Source organism: Paenibacillus harenae DSM 16969 (genome assembly GCF_000422465.1).
Lineage (GTDB): Bacteria > Bacillota > Bacilli > Paenibacillales > Paenibacillaceae > Pristimantibacillus > Pristimantibacillus harenae.
In genome coordinates this window covers 178,892-196,901 of sequence record NZ_AULV01000014.1, presented here as the reverse complement: position 1 = coordinate 196,901, position 18,010 = coordinate 178,892, and the positions used below count along the sequence as shown (strand labels likewise).

Genomic DNA, 18,010 nt, shown 5'->3' with positions numbered 1-18,010 from the left:
TAAGACTTTTCGTCGCTACACGGGGGTGGATGGTAGATGATAACGGAAAAATATACGGGTACCGCGACTCCCAAGTGGTTTGGCTATGCCCTGCAGTCTCTCGTATTTATGTCCGGATATCGCAATGAAAGATGCGCGAGCAACGAAATTGCGGGAAATGTGTGCGGGGAACCTACATTAATGCGACGTATTCTTTCTCGTCTGGTGAAGGCCGGAATTGTCGAGGCGAGGGAGGGGCGCGACGGGGGATATGCGTTAAGCAGAGCCCCGGAAGATATCACATTTGCGGATGTATATCGGGCGATCCAGATGGTAGAACCGCTCTATGCTGGCCTGTTGGGGACGACGAAGAACGGTCCTTTTGCGGAAGAAGCTCGAAAAATGTTTACCAAGGTGATTTCCGAATCAGAGGATCAACTGATGCGAGTACTGGAGCGGCATACGATCGCGGAATTGATCGAGAATCCAACGATTGAAAAATAAATCGCATAACGACTAATACTGTGATTGACAAAATCACAGATTAAACCTATACTGTGATTTGAGAAATCACGGTATTTTTTTGAGTCTAACTGTGATTTTTGAAATCACTGTATAGAGAGGAGTTTATCATCTTGTCTAGTTCTGTTCTGTCTCAGAAAGGAAACCGAAAACCCGCCATTTTCAATGAAAGCCATCATGGCGCCTCTCTTGGCGATCATCACAGGCATGATTATGGTCATTCTCGACAGCACGGTCGTTAATGTCGCGTTGCCCATATTTCAGCAAGAATTTGGCATAGTAGGATCGATAACGAAATATGTTTTGCAATCAAAGGAGCTGCCGCGGCAAGCTCCTTACGCTTTTTCGCCGTTATGGGCGTTACGGTGAACCGCACTATAAGCAGGGCGAAATAGATTTAATTATTTCCTGAAGGTAAGTCTAGCGACTGCATGGATAGTTAGGAGCGTCAAGAAACCGAGTAGAACCAACACGCCGTAGAGGGTTGTATTCGGCATCCAGTCATTAATAAAGCTCCAATCGGCATTCGGGTAAATAAAAGTAGGCAACTGGACAGTAAGAACATAAAGAAATGCGAGTACTGATAACAGAAGAATGGAGAGAACGACTTGCGGTGTCCTCATTCTTAAGGTTCTGCGGCCTGATCGGATGGCCATCATCGTGTTCCATAAAAGCCACAGAAACACAAGAATCAGTACACTCATGATCAGAATAATCGATGAGGCGATTTGATCCGTCAGGAGATAGGTGTCCGAATTCCCACTTTCCGCCAGATGTCCCTGCAACCAAGACATGATTCCTTCGCCGATGGTCGTCGTGTAGGTTGAGTTCAAATTGGCCAATACGACGACGCCCGTTTTCTCCTTGGGATCCATCACGATAAAAGAAGAGTAATTCTCGAGATTTCCTTCGTGCTGAATCTGATTCGATTTCGCATCGAGTTTCCAGCCGCCGTAATAATCGAAGGGGGTTGTATCTGTTGGATGAACGGCCTTATAGCCGTCGACACTGTCGATTCCTAAGTTGAATCTTAGCCACTTCGTCATGTCTTCCCCGTTCGTAATAATCGATCCCGAAGGGGCTTGGCTCAAACTGAATGGGACTGAATATGGGCGCGCTCCGAAAAAAGAAACCTTATATCCCGTCGCCAAATTTTGTGGCAAACGCTCCTCACGAACGCTCGTTTTCGAAAGTCCGAGCGGCTTGAAAATATGTTCGTTCATGTAGTTCGAATACGACTGACCGGAGACTTTCTCGATAAGAAGGCCTAAGATGTTAAAATTTACGTTGGAGTAGGCGTATTTCTCGCCCGGAGCGGAGCTTAACGAGGCATTTGCTAATGTTCTTACGCCTCGTTCCAGAGCATCCTTGTCCGAAGAGGCGGAAATACCGACAAACGTCTCCGTGCCTAATCCGCTCGTTTGCTCCATCAATTGATGGAGTGTGATCTCCGCAGGGGCTTGACGGTAACGGACTTGGAACCAGGGCAGATAGGAAGAGACCCCTTTTTCTAGTTCGAGCTGATGTTCCTCGGCTAAGTGAGTGACCGCAAGTCCCGTGAATGCTTTGGACAACGAACCTAATTGGAATTCCGTTTCCGCCGTGACCCTCAGCTTGGCTTTCTTATCCGAGTAGCCGAAGCCTTTGCTCATCGTCGTTTGACCGTTTTTGACAACGAGCAGATAGATGCCGGGAATTTTGCCTTTGGCCATATTAGTGCGTACCAACTGCTCGATTTGTAGTTTAAAATCTTCCGAATCCCCATGCTGTGGTTGCGGATCCGCATAGACTTGCGTATAGCTTGCTGTTAAAACAAGGAAAAGCAACAGAAGAATCCATATTCGTCGGAACAAATCGCAACGCCTCTTTCCATTCAGATGTAGCTGTTCTGGAAAAAGTGTACCCGTATTGATAGCCGGACGAATCTGCAATAGGATAGAATTATGGCGCCTCAAACCGCATGCGGTTCCTTACTTTAGTTATATGACTATGCACAAAGTCATGTCTCGATCACCGTAATTCCTTGCTGGACAGCGAAGATCGCTACTTGTGTCCGATCACGCAACTCCAGCTTGGAGATGACGCTAGACACATGGTTCTTGACCGTTCCTTCGGTAATGACCAGCGTATCTGCAATTTCTTTATTGTTTAACCCGCGACCAATCAGTTGAAGCACTTCCATCTCTCGAACCGACAACTGCTCGAGCAGAGATAACCGGGGATCATTACTATGATCGGAAGTTCCCTTGATCTCACGGTTCCTCCATTCCTCGAGAATCAGGGCTGTTATGCTCGGGTGGAGCACGGTCCCACCTGAATGGATCGTGTGAATGGCACTAATAATTGTCTCCGATGGCATATCTTTCAGAAGGTAGCCACTCGCCCCCTGCTCCAGCGCCATGACAATTAGCTCGATATCCTCGAACGTCGTCAACACCAGCACTTTCATTTCCGGTAAGTGACAGCGAATCAGGCGCGTTCCCTCCACGCCATCCACCATTGGCATGCGAATGTCCATCAGGACGACGTCCGGATGCAGCCCAATTGCCTTCTCGTAAGCTTCTTTGCCGTTTGAAGCGGTACCTACCACCTTAATTTCCGGGTCCAGACTGATAAGTGTAGACAATCCGTCTCGCATCAGGCGTTGATCGTCGGCAACTAACACTTGAATCATTCGCTTCGCTTCCTTCCGTAAAATCTAATCCAACGGGATGGTAACCCGTACTTCGAATCCGTCTTCGGGAGCAGATAGGATTCGCAGAATCCCTCCGTGCTCCTGTACCCGCTCTCGCATATTTATCAAGCCAAACCCTGGAGTAAATTCGGGATGCCCCGCTCCATTATTGAGTATGCGTAAATCGATCCTCCGCTCCACATAGCGAAGGGTCACCCATGCTTCCGAGGCTTCGCCGTGCTTCTGAGCGTTGGTCAACGATTCCTGCACAATTCGGATAAGGGTGAGTTGCAGATGAGCGGATACGGCTGGCAACTGTGGATCTACATGGACCTCAATTCGAATACCCGTCATTTCCGCGAACTGCTCGGCCAGCTTCGCGACGGTTTCCGCTACAGACAGACCGTTGTCCTCATCGCGAATGGTGCGCACCGCGAGCCTAACCTCCCGTAGAGCGGAGCGGACCAGATGTTCACATTGCTGCAAACTAACTCTGCTTTTCTCGAAATCAATTTCCTGCAACTTCCGAGCCACATCCAGTTGAATGAGAAGAGCGGTTAAATTGTGCCCTACCGTGTCATGAATCTCTCTTGCAATGCGAATCCTTTCGCGGTTAACGGATAACTCCTTTACCTGCAAGGCATACTCGCTTAACTGTCTGTAGGAGGTCTCCAGTTTCTCATTCAAGCGAACGGTCTGGATGCGCGATTCTTTGTAGTAACGGATCAAGGAGCCGATCAGGCCCGCGAATACTACGAACGACCCGTTCACGATATAATAGGCACTTTCAATGTCCCCATATTTATGTAATTGAATAAGGATGAGAACCAGGATGTTTGTCCCGAAGTAAACGTACCAAATGGCTTTAGCCAATCGGGATTGAACGAACATAAACAAAAACAGACTAGATAAGCCCATGAACAGAAGGTCGGGAGATTCCTCATTCAGAAAGACATAAGAATAAGAGGTTGTAATGGCAATATCAATAGAAGCTACTAGGAAGATGATCCGTTTATTGTGAACTTTCGGATAGAGAAAGTGGATGGGCACAAACAGAACCATGCTGCCGATAATGTAGAAGTTCACCCAGGCAGGAGCCGGAAACTTGATAAACAAATACATCAAGCTAAGCACAAGAAAATAACTTAACCGAATGATAGTTAATAGAAAGTAACTGGAGGGGTCATTGGTTTGCCTCTCTTTAGCCAATCCACTCATATTCCTGCACCTCAACGTCAGCGACCAAAAGAATATACAAACTATACCATGCATTCATTGCCAAGGGTAGCTTGGAATTCGCTCTATAGACGTTACGCTGAACCGTATCACAAGTACGGCGAAATTTTTTCAGAATAGCTTGCAGGATCTGGCTAGAATCTGTTGGATGGAATGGATTTGGTTAGAGCTGCACTTAATGAAATAGTTTTTCGGAAGGATTTTGCGAGCTTTTTTCGGATTAGACAAATTGTCGAGCACAAAATATGAAGTGAGAGGATGATCTTTATCAAGGCGTTTCTCTATATTCTCGGTATCCTATTATTCGTTCTAGGCGTCCGCGGTATAATTATCGCGCTAATCAAAGGCTCTGCCGGTTCGTTCGTCATACCCGGCTTGCTGCCGGAGGGTAATCTTGAATTGTTTGCAAGTATCGTGCTTGTTTTGATCAGCTTATTCTTAATGAGAAAGAAGAAAGCATAGGCGAGTGCGATTTCTTGCTCGCAGCTTAAGGAGAATGCTGGCACTGAACGAACTACACCATTTTACGGAGCAGTTGCTGTGGCGGCAGCTCCTTTTTTCATTGATGTAACGGGCAGAATGGCTGGATTTAATCCAATAAGACTTGAATCCACATCTGATTTAATTCATAATAAAAGCGAACGGAGGTTCATTTATGGTTCAAGTTTTAAAAGAGGAATTGCGTACTGCCATTCTCTATGCAGCTCAAGATGAATTTATCAAACATGGCTTTTTATCAGCGTCGGTCAAAAGAATCGCCGGTAAGGTTGGAATATCCGTTGGAAACTTGTACCGATATTATGCGGGGAAAGATGCTTTGTTCGAAGCAATTGTAGGTCCAGCATACATTGAGCTAGAGAGAATATTGATTGACCATGATAAAGGTTCAAAAGAGGATGCTTCTATTCCGGAGCTTATCGTCGAAACGCTTTACAATATTACGACAGAGTTCCGCAGATCTTTATTAATTCTGCTCTACTCTAGCACAGGAACCCGTCATGAAGAAACGGTTCAGAAGATATACAGAATGATGGCTGAGAATATTGTCAAACATCTGGTGAATTATAACCGCAAACTAGGAAAAGAAATTTATACGGAACAGGTTTCATGGCCGATTTCCGTGGCATTTATGCAGGGTTTTTTTGAAATCATTCGACAGCATCCCGACACACATGATTACAAAAAAATGCTTCATCAATATATCACTTTTTGGTATCAAGGCCTTCAAGCAATAATTTGATGCGGATATTTACTTATTTTTTGCACCAATAATGAATAGGTTTTCACTTTTGAAGGAGGGTAAAAATGGTTAGGAATCATTATCATTACATGAATCAACAAGGGCTTTCATTGGAATATTCCATTACAGGTCATGGGGAACCGATCCTGGTTATGCATGGCGGCCATTCCAGCTCAAAAGAGGAGTTTGGTTATGAAGAGCTTGTTGAAAAAGGTTATATGATCATAACACCTTCGAGGCCAGGATATGGAGAAACTTCTAAAGAGTTAGGTATGAATATATATGATACATGTAACACATACATTGAACTGCTGGAATACTTGAATATCGCTCAAGTTCATGTTATCGCCATTTCTGCCGGTGGGCCTAGCGGCATTCATCTTGCGTCAAAATTTCCGCACCGAGTACGAAGTCTGATACTGCAATCTGCGGTTACGCATGAGTGGGTTACGCCTGAAGATAAAATTTATAAGTCCGCCAAGATCATGTTTCATCCCCGAATGGAGAAATGCCTTTGGAAAATCGTAAGAATGATTAACAATCTATTCCCCAGGTATCTGTTTAAAAAAATGTTATCATCGTTTAGCATGCTAAACATGAATGATAAGTGAAAGAGAATCTTGCGAAAATGAGCAGCACCCGCCATCGTATGGGGGTGCTGTTTATAAATGAGCGAGCTCGTCTACCTGTTCTTTTCCCTAGTACTCCCCTTTAATCACAAAAAACGATCCCCGAATGGTTCCAGCCAGCTTGGACTTCTGCCTGGCAAACTTGAACTTCCCTTCTAACTCAGACGGCACGTCCATTCCCTCGGAAAGCTTAAAACCGACCGCACGCTTCTTGGGGTCATCCACCGTATACATGACGTTGACCGCTAGGCCATCCTCGTAGAAGACGAAGGTCCACTGGATATTTTCCACTTGAAAACGCGACGTTTCCAAAGGTTTGGAAGCAAATTCAAGGCCGCGCTCTTCCTTCAAAATCCGGTTCACGTACTCAAGGGTCTCCTGACTCTCGGCAGCTGGTGTAACCGTAAATTCGTGCTTATATTTGTTCATGAAGTAGCGGGCTTCATTCGCGCGTAAACCGGCAAGCGCTTCTTGAACAGGCGAAGACTCTAGGCCACTTGCGGACACTTGTTTAAAATCTACAGCGTAGGACATGACCATTCCTCCCATTCCTGTTTATTTCCGGACAACCGGGATCCACACTTCACCGAAAACCAAGCCGCCGCGTTGCCCCATCTCGACCGTGGCGTTCGGACCGCCAACATAAGCGAAATCTTTTGCTTCCGGCAGGACTTGACCGAAGGCGATTCCGGTTAGCGTATTGCTGAGCGCATCAGCCGTCTCGGCTTCCCCTTGGACAACCAGATATTCTCCCTTTGGAAATTGAATCACTCGGGTTGCATCAGGCAATGTTGCATCCGTCATCACGCCGGCATAATACATCATCTTTTGATTCACCGCTTCGTTTACGGCGAAAATGTAGTCATTCTCGGCTACCGCTTTCAGGGCGTCGAGCCTTCCATCTTGTTGGACCGCTTGCCAGAAGCCTTGCTTTTCCTTGTTGATGCCGGCATAGTCGGTATAATCGCTTTTCAGTTCCGTTCCCATTCCCAATACGGTAAAGCTTTCTTTTTCCTCAAGCGTGTAGTTTGCCATTTTTTCATCCATCCTTTTTCCTGAATTTTTTTGTAGTGATTTTCCTTTTCGCTTGCTGAGTTTATAATAATCCTTAATCATGTCAAAAAGTGATACTGTTTAGGAGGCCGCGATGAAAAAAGTGGAGCGGATTAATATCATCATGCGGTATATCAACAACCGTGCTTCCTTCACCATTTCGGAAATTATGCGGGAATTTAACATCTCTCGTTCGACCGCTATAAGGGATATTCGAGAAGTTGAAGCCATGGGGATGCCGCTTGTCGCCGAGGTTGGCAGAGATGGGGGCTATTTCGTCATGAACAATTCGGTCCTGCCGACCGTTCGTTTTACCGATAACGAGATCAAGGCGCTTTTTATTGCCTTTATGGCCACAAGGAATCAGCAGCTCCCTTATCTGAAGAGCCGACAGTCCTTGGCGGAGAAATTATTAGGGCTCATTTCGCAGAACCAGCAGGATGACCTTGTTCTCTTGAATCAAATCTTGCTTTTCGAAGGGACCAACCCGAATAATCCGGATCTGCTGGAACTGTCGGACCTTCCGCATCCTATATTAGAGAAGCTTATCCAACTCCTGCTTTCGGATAGCTGCTTGTTGCTTACCATGAATGAAGGGAACACGATCAAGTCGTATCCCATTTATCTCTTGCACCTTTACCGGGAGAAAAGCCTTTGGCTGATTGAGGGCTTCGACTTAAAGGAAGAGAAGAGACAAATCTTTTCCGTCGATAACCTCACCGATGTAGAACCTTACCCCGTGAATAAGAGACTAAGCCGAAAAAAAATACGGGAGAAGCTTAGCAAGCAGGAGGAAGCGAGCAACCTTGTCCTCGAGCTTGGTCCAAAGGCGATTGCCCAGTTCAAAAAATACCATCCGTTTAAGCTCTCCATTTCCTATACCGACCCTTTCCAGACGAGAGCCATTTTGAAAACTTATGTCAATGTGAATCATTCGGAAGAGCTGGCCGAAATGACCAATTGGCTGCTTTTTCTGGGCGGGAATATCAAGGTCAGGGAGCTGCCGAAAGAAATGGTAGAAGGTTTACAAGAGAGATTCGCCCAATACCGCCCACAAGTGTAATATTCCCTGCAAGAGACATAATTACGATTTCGAGCAGGCACCCGCCCTCGCCATTCACTTGAATAGCGGGCGTACCGTCGAGACTGTGAAGATGTCGTCATGAGAACACGCTATGACTTCGAAGAATGGTGTACTGTTGAGCTGTTTGGCAGATTAACGTAAGAAGTGAATGATGTTGAGGTGACGGAATGAGATAAGACACTGACCGCATTTATATTCGTCGATTGGAATTGAATGACCTTGATGCGTTACTAGATTTACGTTTAATGACAGCCCATTGCCGTAAATATAAGCATCTTTTTTCCGACTTTCGGATATACTATGGATATACGACGACAGAAGGATGGGGTATTATTGACTCAAGACCACAAAAAAGGACTGGTGTATGTGACCACGACAACCATAGGCAAATGGGGGAACAGCATGGGTGTCCGCATTCCTCAGGAGTTATTGGAAACCGCACATTTAGGTTTGGGTGCAAAAGTTGAAATTCAACTGATCCCTGAACAAGGTATCTTATTAAAACCCTCGATCCAGAGAAAGCGTAAATCCAACCGGGAGCTGCGTAAGTTGTTACTTTCCATGCGTGGCAAAAACAAGCCGGAAATGTCGCAAGGGATTCTTATTGACGATTCTATGGGGGATGAAATTTTCTAATGTCGGTCACAGGGAATGTAGAACGGGGCAGCATCGTGTGGTTTAATCACCACCCAACCAGAGGACATGAGCAAAATGGCTACCGAGCCTCAATCGTAATATCAGACGGAATCATTGATCCTACACTAAATCAGATTGCGTTAACTGTTCCGGTGACGACGCAAATTATGGGACACACCTTTGAGCTACATGTTCCCCCGGGTATTGAGACACCGGGAACGCACGTGTTACCGCAACAAAACCAGTTTCCCGAATTGACCGGTGTCGTCCTGATTAATAATATTAGAACCTTTGATCTTGCGGCGAGGAACGCTATCGTGATCGGTAGAGTTGATCCGGAATCGGAATTTTTCGAAGGGATCATTGATCGCGTAATGGCAATTATCTCCTATCCTGAAGATGACGAGGGAAAATGGGACGATTAAGAAGATAAATAACATAAAGAAACCCTGGATGGAATTAACCCCTCACGGTAGACAGTTTCGCATGTCCCCAGTGAGGGTTTTTTTTCATGCCAGCAAAGATTAGAGCTTTTGCTCATGAGCTGCAGCACGCGAAATTACGCCTTAGCGATGATACGAAGAGCCTTATCTTAAGTGACGGCGGAATTTTGTTTTCAACTGGCGTTGTCTTTAAAAAAATATTTCATACCAATCCACTTATCCGTTTCATGAATAACATCAAAAAAAGCAAGTCATGGCGGCGGGACTTTGCAAGACGTTTTTGTTCTTTCCGCCAGCTTAGTAATTGACTCAATGTCTTGATCGGTTAATTGATCAAGAAAATGTTTGCGTATTGCCTTAGAGACGATGGGACGGGCATCATCCAATGCCGATTTTCCAACGGTTGCGATAATGACTTGAACACCGCGATCTGTGTCTAATGGTTTCCTCTTCACAAGTCCGCGTTTTTCCATCCGCGTCAGATGATGGGATAATCGACTCTTGTCCCAGCCCATCGATTCGGCCAATTCCTGTTGGCGAAGGCTGCCGTCCCCCAAAAGGACTAGCCGGTCCAATACCCCATAATCACCCTCTGATAATCCTGTGTGCTCGGACATCTCTTTTATTACGCGACCGAAGATGCTTTGAAAGGAGCCTTTCCACATATGCCATAATCGCATTTCTTCTTCGTTTAACTCGTTCTTATTCATAGGAACATCATAGCATGGTTGACGTGTCAACTACAATATGTTACAGTTGACCACAGTTGACATGTCAACCCAAGGTGCCGGTTTATTCCAGGAACCTGCTTGACTTCTTACTCCAAGAAACGGTTAGGCCAACTTTTCTCCAAGAAAGGAACATTTATTATGAAAATCAACATTAGTGCGCCTACTCCGGTCGTCTCGGTAAAGCCGGTAGTGCTAACGGCCCCAGGCCGCGGCGAGGATCTGCAAGTGCGAGTGTCTGCGCCCGCGATAGGGAGAGAATTGCCTATTATTGTTTTCTCGCATGGCTTTGGCTGGTCGTTGGACGGCTACGCCCCGTTGGTCGATTATTGGGCTGCTCATGGCTTCGTGGTCATTCAACCTACCCATCTCGACTCGAGGACGCTGAATCTTCCTCCTGACGATCCCCGTACGCCGCTGATCTGGCGTTTCCGAGTCGAGGACATGAAGCGCATCCTCGACGGGCTTGATCTCCTTGAAGCTTCCGTTCCCGGCCTCAGTGGACGCCTCGACCGAAGCCGCATCGCAGCAGCCGGACACTCCTGGGGCGGCCAGACGGTAAGCATGCTGCTCGGCGCGCGAGTTCTCGATGCCCACGGCGAGCCGGGAGAGGACATGTCCGACTCGCGGGTCAAGGCGGGCGTGCTGCTTGCCACGACTGGCAAGGGCGGAGCCGACTTAACTCCGTTCGCGGCCGAGCACTTCCCCTTCATGAACCCGAGCTTCGCGGACATGAGCACGCCGACTCTAGTAGTAGCGGGGGACCATGACCAGTCCTTACTGTCCACACGTGGACCGGACTGGTTCACCGACCCGTACTTCCTGAGTATGGGCAGCAAGAGCCTGCTTACCCTCTTCGGGGCCGAGCACTCGCTCGGCGGGATCCCCGGCTACAGCGTCGCGGAGACGACGGACGAGAGCCCTGAACGAGTCGCCCTGATTCAGCGGCTCACGTGGGCCTATCTTCGCAGCGCGCTCGATCTCGACGATTCCAGCTGGCCGGCAGCTCGCGCGGCTCTGGAAGGGAGCGACGTCCCGCTGGGTCGCATCGAGTCCAAGAGGGGCGCTCGATAAGGACATCCGCGACAGTACCTACTCGCCCTTATAGCAGCTGCTGTGGATGAAGAGGCGCGTCGGCGGCGTATGCGGTTATGCCGTTTCAAACAGCGAGGAGACCATCCTAAGTGACGGCGATATTTTCAACATTTCAATGAAAATAGCGAAAGGAGCTGCCGCGGCGGCTCCTTTTTCAATTTTTCGCCGATAGACCCATTAAGCTGAGCCGTCATAAGTGACGGTGAAATTTGGGTTGGAACGACCTTAAGGGGGTAATGTAGTCCACGCTTTCTATTATCAAGGAGTTGTCTAGATTTTGTATAGGTCCCAGTAATATAATGGTGAAATGTGCTGTGTGAAATTGGCGAATTTTGTAATTTACAGTATGTATGTGGCGAAGAAGATCGAAGAAGAGAGAAAGAAAGTTACTAAGCATGATCAACGGCCTGCACGTCCACGGTATTTACCCTTTCATCCGAAACTCCGAAAGATTTCGATGATGTAAGGGCCGGTGGGATCAAGCAATAGCATATGTCTATTCGCTTGAGCGTTATATCTGGCAGATGATCTTGCTGTCGCCAAAGATCTCGGCAATTTCAGGAACGGAGGAGTTTTTTTATTGAAACGAAAACGAAGTTTAGGTAAAGCAGTGCTATCTTTCTGCCTAGCGGTTTTGCTAGTCTTGCAGACGGTGACGTTCTCTGCTGCTGCATATGCGGAAAGTGTATCAGGCGATTCCGGCTCGCCGAGCGCGGACGAACCGTCGGTGACTGAGGCGGTGTACGATGCGCCAGCCACTTCCGCAGCGATGGCGGCAGGCCCGGCGGACAAAACGTCGGTGCTGATGGGAGAGAATTCGCCCTTTCCGCTGGTAGTCGCACAGGACGGGAATATCGTAGAGACGGGTAATGCCATTCACGGCAGAAAGCCCTTCTCCCTGAGATCAAGCGGCATCAAGGTTCCGGTGAAGGGTGACGCCGCCGACCCGAACACGGTGGATGGCAGCACGGTCATTTTGTATGGCGACTGGGTGATGCTGGACAAAGGGACCTACTTTCCGGAAGTGATTCTGCCGGAGGCCACCATGACGCTGATGGAAAAGTCGGGCTTCAAAATCGGAACCGCCTATTTCTCCGAAGAGGGCATCAAGGTGGTGTTTGACGGCGACGAGCGCTTTTTCAACGGTCAGGGGAGCAACATCACCTTCGGCTTTGAATCCACCGCGAAGGCGGATGTGACGGGCATCAACTATGGCGAGCAAAAGCCGATTAACATTTTCGGGGCGGGATACATTCTCGATAACCCTGATATCACGCCTGCTTACAGCATCACAAAGAAGTCCAATAGCAACGCTTCCGATAACAACTGGATCAATCAGGCGGATTTTGTAGAGGGTACAATCAAGTGGCAGGTGGATATTGCCGCCACGGATCTGTTTGACCCTACCATCCCGCAGCCGCTGGACGAGCTAAAGTTCTATGACTTGCTTGATCCGGTTCAGGCGGGCACCTATGTGGAGGGGTCCCTCGAGGTTAACGGCAGTGCGGCGACACCAGACAGCGGTACGACGAATGCGCTGGCCTACACCTTTCCCGCGGGCTCCGGCGACAAGGCGGTCGTCACCTTCAAGACGTGGATTCCCAAGGCGAAGTATTACACGGAGTATAACGCCGCTAGCGGGAACCAGACCGTCACCAATACCGCGGAGCTGAGGGATAAGTCAGGTAATAAGCTGCTTTCCTCGAATTCGTGGCGCGTCATCTTCAGGCCCGACTGGATTCAGAAGAGCGGCGTTCTGGACAAGCGGTCGAGTTCCGCAGACCCGCGTACCATTACATGGACGATTGATGTCAACAAGAATTACAGCAAGCAGGGTCTGATAGACTTCACGATCACCGATGTCCTGCCGGCCGGACTTGCCTGGAGATCCGCCGCATGGCAGTCGTGGGACAGTACCATAAATAACTGGTCAGCAACAACAACGCCGATTACCCCCGGCGCAAACGGTGTTTATTCGTTCGGTGAGGTAAACGGCCCGATCCGGCTGATTATTGTGTCCGAAATTACGGGCAGTACCACCAGCTTCCCCAATACGGCCACCGCCCAGTGGAAGCTGGATGTCAATACCGTACAGGACAATGACCAAGCAACTGTGAAGGATTCCGCCACTGTCACCATTGGCGCCCATACCCTGACAAAGGGCGCGGGTACCGGTGATGTCCTTGGTTTGGGCATATTGCCGTGGAAGGTTACCCTTACGCCTCAGGAGGCCCTTCCGGACGGTGCGGTGTACGATCTGCTGGTGTATGGGGATGCGAGTTCCATCGACTTCGCCAAGGTTACCGCCAGCCCGGCGATTGACCCTGGAATTCTGGATCAATTGAAGGGGAACAACGGGCCGAGATACCACCAGCGGTTTCACTCCGGTTCCTTTCAGTCGAGTGACGGCTTAACGCATCAGGTATACACACTATTACAGGATGGGAAGCCTGTCGCCGACTTGCTTCAGGTCACCGGATACAATACCGATAGTCCCAGTTCCTTCACATTTAATTCCCTGATGACGCAGTGGCAGCACTTCGCGGGCAATAACTCTATTGCTCACTATAATCAGGCGTCCCTGTTTGAAGGTGCAAGCCGGACACGTGATTCAAATCGGCCTCATCTCCAAGTCAACAGCGGTATGCTGGCCAAGCAGATGCTCTTTGCGTCAAAACCGGAAGGGACATCTTTCGTTCCTGGAAATGTCCACCATTACATTCGAGACGACGCTAACGCAGCCTATACATTGGCAGCCTATGATCAGGTGACCAAGACGGTGACCTTCCGGCTGTCGGTCAATATGAACGGCCTGAAGACCGAGGAGATGGCAAAGCATGGCGGCAATCACGTTGCCAGCGACATCAAACTCGTCGATACCCTGCCCGAGGGCTGGGAGTTTGTTCCTTATTCGGAGGGGCAGGCTTTTGCGATTTACAAAGGAAGCCGCGCAGAGTATGGAGCGACGGTTAGCGCAGGGACGCTTATTTCCGATCCAAGTGGTCTCGTAAGCTTCTCCGCCGCAGGGAACATGGGCACCTTTTCTTTTACCAAGCTGGAAAGTCCTTATGTCATTCTTGTTAAAGCGAGACCCACCGAGACGGCCCTGCGTCAATACTTTGAAACAGGCGATGCAAAGCATGAGGTGACGAACACCGCCGATATGAAAATCACATGGGGAGATGAGCCTTCCACAGTCAAAGACAGCCTTAAGGTCATTGTCCCAATGCAGACGCTGGGCAAATCGGTGACCAAGCCGAACCCTGGCGTGCTGGAGTGGACGGTGAATTACACCCCGCCCTTCGAGATGAAGGACGGCGTGTATCTCCAGGATACACTTGGCGAAGGGCTGGCGTTGCGTAAGGACGAGAATGGGAACCTCTCGCTCCGACGCCCTGACATGGCGGTGTACCGCGCCAAGTTGACGACGAGCGGCGGGCTGACGAGGGATGGCGAGGCGCTGGATTTGACCGGCCCCGACCCCGAGGTCAAGGTTGAAGCCGTCACAGAGAACGGCGTAACACGATTGATTTTCCGCATGGCGGATCCGAACCGGCTCTACCAGATGGTATATCAGACCGAGGTCACCGAATTGCCCAGCAGCGGAAAGGCGGGCAACGAGATTAAACTGATGGGCGATGACACCCTGACGAACATCAGCGCCAAAAGCGAATACGCGGTCGACAACACTGACATAGGAGGCAGCGCGGATACCCAAGGCAAGCTGGATCTGATCAAGTTCAATCCGGAAGGCAAGCCGCTGGGCGGCGTAAAATTCAAGCTGTATGAACCCGACGGCATAACAGAGGTCACCGGTGGAACTACAGGTGCGGACGGCAAGCTTAGCCTTTTTGCCAAAGCGGGGCTTTACGTGCTCAAGCAGACTTATATTGACGAGACCACCTATTTGCCGACCACGACGGTTTATCAGGTGCGTGTGGCGTCCACTCCTTTTAATCCCATCTGGGTTGACGGGGTGGAGGTAACCAGCGCCAAACCGCTGGTTGTTCCAACCCCGGTGTGGGTGCCCGGCGATTTGAGGCTGGACACGGCGATAGAGGGGAAAGGGGCGGACCCGAACAAGACATTTGAATATACGATTACCTTTGGCAACGGGAAGTCTTATGCCTATTCCGGCGCAACAAGCGGCACCGTGGCCAGCGGCGGAACCGTTACGCTGAAAGGCGGCCAGACCATTACCATCAAGGATATCCCGGATGGCATCACCTATACCATCGTCCAGAAGAATTACACGGGCGAGGGCTACGCTACCAATCCGGAGAATCTGACGCGCACCGGCAGCATCGTGGCGAATGAAACGGTCGAAGTGAAGTTCGTCAACGCCAAGTACCTTCCCGGCAAGCTGACGATCGGGAAGACGGTCGCGGGCAATCGCGGGGACAAGAACAAGGCGTTCGAGTTCACCGTCACTTTCGGTGGCGCGGGTGCGGGCATGACGTATACGTATACGACATCGGGCGGTCCGACAGGAACCATTGGGCCCGGAGGAAAGATCTTCCTCAAGCATGGGGAAACTGCCGTCATCGATGGGATTCCAAAGGATACGACCTATACCGTCATCGAAGCGGATTACACGAATGACGGCTACACAACGACTTGGCCGGACCGGCAAACGACCGGCACCATTGCCGAGGAGGGCGACCATAAAGAGGAGGTCGTCAACACGCGGATGGTGTACGGCGGTCTGCTGATCGGCGAGACAGTAGTCGGCAGCGGGGCGGACAAGAATAAACAATTTGCGTTTACTGTCCAATTCCCGGACGCCGATGCAGATGAGGCGTATACCTACACGAAGTCGGACGGCACGAAGGGAACGATCAAGTCGGACGATAAGATCACCCTTAAACATGGGGAAACCGCCGCCATTGAAGGCATTCCGAGCGGGGACCGCTATATCGTTACCCAGACCGATTATTCGGGCGACGGTTACACCGCCGATCCGGTGAATCGGGCGTATAGCGGCACGATCACGGAGAACCGGATTGACGAAGCTCGCTTCATCAATGCGAGGTATCTCCCCGGCAATCTGACGCTGACGGCAAACCCTGAGATCGTTCCCGGCGACGGCAAGACGCCTTCGGAACTGACGGCCGCTTTGACCGATTATGAAGGCAAGCCGGTTGCGGACACGGAGATCGTCTTTACACTGCCGGATAACTCGGAAGTAAAAGCAAGGACCGATGCGCAAGGAAAAGCGGTCATCCCTTATACACCTCCGAAGCTGGACGCAACAACGCCTGAGGACCATCACATCACGGCTATGGCGGACAGTCTGACCGAAGGGAAATTGACCGCCGCCACGAAGGTAACCGCTGTACCGGCGGCCATCACCGGGGTGCTGCGCGACAACACAACGGGCGAAGTCATTCCGAATGCGACCGTTGTCGTCACCAACGAGACGAATGGCGAGAAGCACACGATCACGACCGATGCCGCGGGCTGGTACTTCCTCCCTGTGCCGTATGGCGGCGATTATACGATCAGCTTCACGAAGACGATCGAAATCAACGGAGCCCACGAGTCGATTGTTTTCACGCAAAAAGCGCAAGTTGACAGCAATGTGAAGGGCGGCGAGCTGGTTCCGGCGCACATTACGGCTGTAGGCGTCGTTCTCCTGAAGCAGCCCGAAGGGCAGTCTTCGCTGTTGAACGGCGAGCTCGCCGGCAAGATGCGCATTTATTTACGGGATGCGAACGGCCAATATATTGCGGATCAGAACGGCGCTCCGAAAGCATTCGGTTTGCAACCGAACGGCGCATTCTCCGTGGATGGTTTATCCGCGGAGAGCTATAAGATGGAAGTGCGTTACGAAGTTGCGCCGGGCATTGAACTGACGGTCATTCGGGATGCGGAACTGGACGTGAAGGCAAACGGAGAGTTGAATATTTCTCAGGAGCTCGTTGACCCGTATGGCATCATTACGGACGAAACGACTGGGGCAACGATCGAAGGCGCCGAAGTAACGCTGTACTATGCGGATACGCCGAAGAACACGGCGAACGGTATCGTGCCGGGCACGAAAGTAACGTTGCCTGCGATTCCGGGCTTTGCTCCGAACGATAACGCCAGCCCAAGCCAGAACAGCGACGCAAACGGCGCATATGCGTACATGGTGTTCCCGAACACGGATTACTATCTGGTTGTAACGAAAGCCGGGTATGAAACGTATACGAGCACCATCATCTCGGTCGGACTCGACATTGTACGCTATGATATACAGATGAAACCGATAGTTTCCGACGGCGGTGGCGGCGGACCCGTGAGCCCCGGACCTGAGCCGTCGAATCCTGGACCCGAACTAGGTGAAGGCGACAACGGAACCGATATTGGCGACAATGGAACCGGTGATGGCAACAACGGGGCTGGCAACGTAGACAACGGAACCGGCGAAGGCGACAACGGAGCTGGCAATGTAGACAACGGAACCGGCGACGTGGACAATGGAGCTGGAAACGTAGACAACGGAACCGGCAACGTAGACAACGGAACCGACAACGGCAACAACTTAGCCGGCAGCGTGGACAACGAGCTGGACGATGTTCCGAAAACAGGGGATAACAGCACATCGCCAATCTTCTATATGGCTTTGGCGCTGATGTCCTTGATTACGATCGGACTCTGCCTGCAGGGCAGCAAGAAGAAAAAGCATATCCAGTAACCGGAAAGGCGG

General features: G+C 50.0%; 15 protein-coding genes. 9 read left to right on the top strand and 6 right to left on the bottom strand.

What is annotated here, in order from left to right; all coding sequences use genetic code 11:
* The first annotated feature begins 36 nt into the window (after positions 1-36).
* Entirely contained in the window at positions 37-483 is a 447-nt protein-coding gene (locus tag H581_RS32790) for an RrF2 family transcriptional regulator (protein ID WP_036717426.1), read from the top strand.
* Between the two features lie 419 nt (positions 484-902).
* On the opposite strand, the gene H581_RS0102425 is transcribed toward H581_RS32790, so the two are convergent.
* The 3 genes from H581_RS0102425 to H581_RS0102415 form a co-directional block, all read right to left on the bottom strand.
* Positions 903-2,354, bottom strand: a complete 1,452-nt coding sequence (locus H581_RS0102425; protein ID WP_028608625.1) for a serine hydrolase domain-containing protein — start codon at positions 2,352-2,354, stop codon at positions 903-905.
* Between the two features lie 146 nt (positions 2,355-2,500).
* Positions 2,501-3,175, bottom strand: coding sequence for a response regulator (locus tag H581_RS0102420; protein ID WP_028608624.1), 675 nt, complete (start codon positions 3,173-3,175; stop codon positions 2,501-2,503).
* Between the two features lie 24 nt (positions 3,176-3,199).
* Positions 3,200-4,393, bottom strand: coding sequence for a sensor histidine kinase (locus tag H581_RS0102415; RefSeq protein WP_028608623.1), 1,194 nt, complete (start codon positions 4,391-4,393; stop codon positions 3,200-3,202).
* A gap of 276 nt (positions 4,394-4,669) precedes the next feature.
* Here H581_RS0102415 and H581_RS0102410 point away from each other — a divergent pair, with 276 nt between their 5' ends.
* From H581_RS0102410 to H581_RS32785, 3 genes are all read left to right on the top strand, one after another.
* Positions 4,670-4,873 (top strand): hypothetical protein, encoded by a 204-nt coding sequence (locus H581_RS0102410; RefSeq protein WP_028608622.1) that lies wholly within the window; start codon positions 4,670-4,672, stop codon positions 4,871-4,873.
* 193 nt (positions 4,874-5,066) lie between these two features.
* Positions 5,067-5,651 (top strand): TetR/AcrR family transcriptional regulator, encoded by a 585-nt coding sequence (locus H581_RS0102405; RefSeq protein ID WP_028608621.1) that lies wholly within the window; start codon positions 5,067-5,069, stop codon positions 5,649-5,651.
* A gap of 65 nt (positions 5,652-5,716) precedes the next feature.
* Positions 5,717-6,262 carry an alpha/beta fold hydrolase gene (locus tag H581_RS32785; protein WP_051250397.1) on the top strand — a complete coding sequence of 182 codons (546 nt, stop codon included), beginning with the start codon at positions 5,717-5,719 and terminating at the stop codon, positions 6,260-6,262.
* Positions 6,263-6,349: 87 nt separating this feature from the next.
* On the opposite strand, the gene H581_RS0102395 is transcribed toward H581_RS32785, so the two are convergent.
* Both H581_RS0102395 and H581_RS0102390 read right to left on the bottom strand, forming a co-directional pair.
* Positions 6,350-6,814: a hypothetical protein gene (locus tag H581_RS0102395; RefSeq protein WP_028608620.1), complete on the bottom strand. Its 465-nt coding sequence runs from the start codon at positions 6,812-6,814 to the stop codon at positions 6,350-6,352.
* 21 nt (positions 6,815-6,835) lie between these two features.
* The gene (locus H581_RS0102390) at positions 6,836-7,315 is read right to left on the bottom strand and encodes a GyrI-like domain-containing protein (protein ID WP_028608619.1); all 480 of its coding nucleotides are present in this window, start codon (positions 7,313-7,315) and stop codon (positions 6,836-6,838) included.
* Positions 7,316-7,427: 112 nt separating this feature from the next.
* Here H581_RS0102390 and H581_RS0102385 point away from each other — a divergent pair, with 112 nt between their 5' ends.
* The 3 genes from H581_RS0102385 (at position 7,428) to H581_RS0102375 (ending at position 9,478) form a co-directional block, all read left to right on the top strand.
* The gene (locus H581_RS0102385) at positions 7,428-8,396 is read left to right on the top strand and encodes a helix-turn-helix transcriptional regulator (RefSeq protein ID WP_028608618.1); all 969 of its coding nucleotides are present in this window, start codon (positions 7,428-7,430) and stop codon (positions 8,394-8,396) included.
* A 321-nt stretch (positions 8,397-8,717) separates the two neighbouring features.
* Positions 8,718-9,053 carry an AbrB/MazE/SpoVT family DNA-binding domain-containing protein gene (locus H581_RS0102380; protein ID WP_425414570.1) on the top strand — a complete coding sequence of 112 codons (336 nt, stop codon included), beginning with the start codon at positions 8,718-8,720 and terminating at the stop codon, positions 9,051-9,053.
* On the top strand, positions 9,053-9,478 hold the full coding sequence (locus H581_RS0102375) for a type II toxin-antitoxin system PemK/MazF family toxin (RefSeq protein WP_028608616.1): 426 nt from the start codon (positions 9,053-9,055) through the stop codon (positions 9,476-9,478). Before H581_RS0102380 ends, H581_RS0102375 begins: the two co-directional genes overlap by 1 nt.
* Positions 9,479-9,747: 269 nt before the next feature.
* On the opposite strand, the gene H581_RS0102370 is transcribed toward H581_RS0102375, so the two are convergent.
* Complete coding sequence (locus H581_RS0102370) at positions 9,748-10,206, bottom strand: MarR family winged helix-turn-helix transcriptional regulator (protein WP_028608615.1); 459 nt, start codon at positions 10,204-10,206, stop codon at positions 9,748-9,750.
* A gap of 159 nt (positions 10,207-10,365) precedes the next feature.
* On the opposite strand from H581_RS0102370, the gene H581_RS0102365 reads away from it, so the two are divergent.
* Positions 10,366-11,298 carry an alpha/beta hydrolase family protein gene (locus H581_RS0102365; protein WP_028608614.1) on the top strand — a complete coding sequence of 311 codons (933 nt, stop codon included), beginning with the start codon at positions 10,366-10,368 and terminating at the stop codon, positions 11,296-11,298.
* A 601-nt stretch (positions 11,299-11,899) separates the two neighbouring features.
* Entirely contained in the window at positions 11,900-17,998 is a 6,099-nt protein-coding gene (locus H581_RS0102355; protein ID WP_028608613.1) for a DUF7601 domain-containing protein, read from the top strand.
* Positions 17,999-18,010 lie beyond the last annotated feature (12 nt).

Coding starts and splice junctions, on each gene's coding strand:
- H581_RS0102415 (WP_028608623.1), bottom strand. CDS start 4,393: ATGAGTGGATTGGCTAAAGAGAGGCAAACCAATGACCCCTCCAGTTAC.
- H581_RS0102410 (WP_028608622.1), top strand. CDS start 4,670: ATGATCTTTATCAAGGCGTTTCTCTATATTCTCGGTATCCTATTATTC.
- H581_RS0102365 (WP_028608614.1), top strand. CDS start 10,366: ATGAAAATCAACATTAGTGCGCCTACTCCGGTCGTCTCGGTAAAGCCG.
- H581_RS0102380 (WP_425414570.1), top strand. CDS start 8,718: ATGGATATACGACGACAGAAGGATGGGGTATTATTGACTCAAGACCAC.
- H581_RS0102395 (WP_028608620.1), bottom strand. CDS start 6,814: ATGTCCTACGCTGTAGATTTTAAACAAGTGTCCGCAAGTGGCCTAGAG.
- H581_RS0102370 (WP_028608615.1), bottom strand. CDS start 10,206: ATGAATAAGAACGAGTTAAACGAAGAAGAAATGCGATTATGGCATATG.
- H581_RS32785 (WP_051250397.1), top strand. CDS start 5,717: ATGGTTAGGAATCATTATCATTACATGAATCAACAAGGGCTTTCATTG.
- H581_RS0102390 (WP_028608619.1), bottom strand. CDS start 7,315: ATGGCAAACTACACGCTTGAGGAAAAAGAAAGCTTTACCGTATTGGGA.
- H581_RS32790 (WP_036717426.1), top strand. CDS start 37: ATGATAACGGAAAAATATACGGGTACCGCGACTCCCAAGTGGTTTGGC.
- H581_RS0102385 (WP_028608618.1), top strand. CDS start 7,428: ATGAAAAAAGTGGAGCGGATTAATATCATCATGCGGTATATCAACAAC.
- H581_RS0102375 (WP_028608616.1), top strand. CDS start 9,053: ATGTCGGTCACAGGGAATGTAGAACGGGGCAGCATCGTGTGGTTTAAT.
- H581_RS0102405 (WP_028608621.1), top strand. CDS start 5,067: ATGGTTCAAGTTTTAAAAGAGGAATTGCGTACTGCCATTCTCTATGCA.
- H581_RS0102420 (WP_028608624.1), bottom strand. CDS start 3,175: ATGATTCAAGTGTTAGTTGCCGACGATCAACGCCTGATGCGAGACGGA.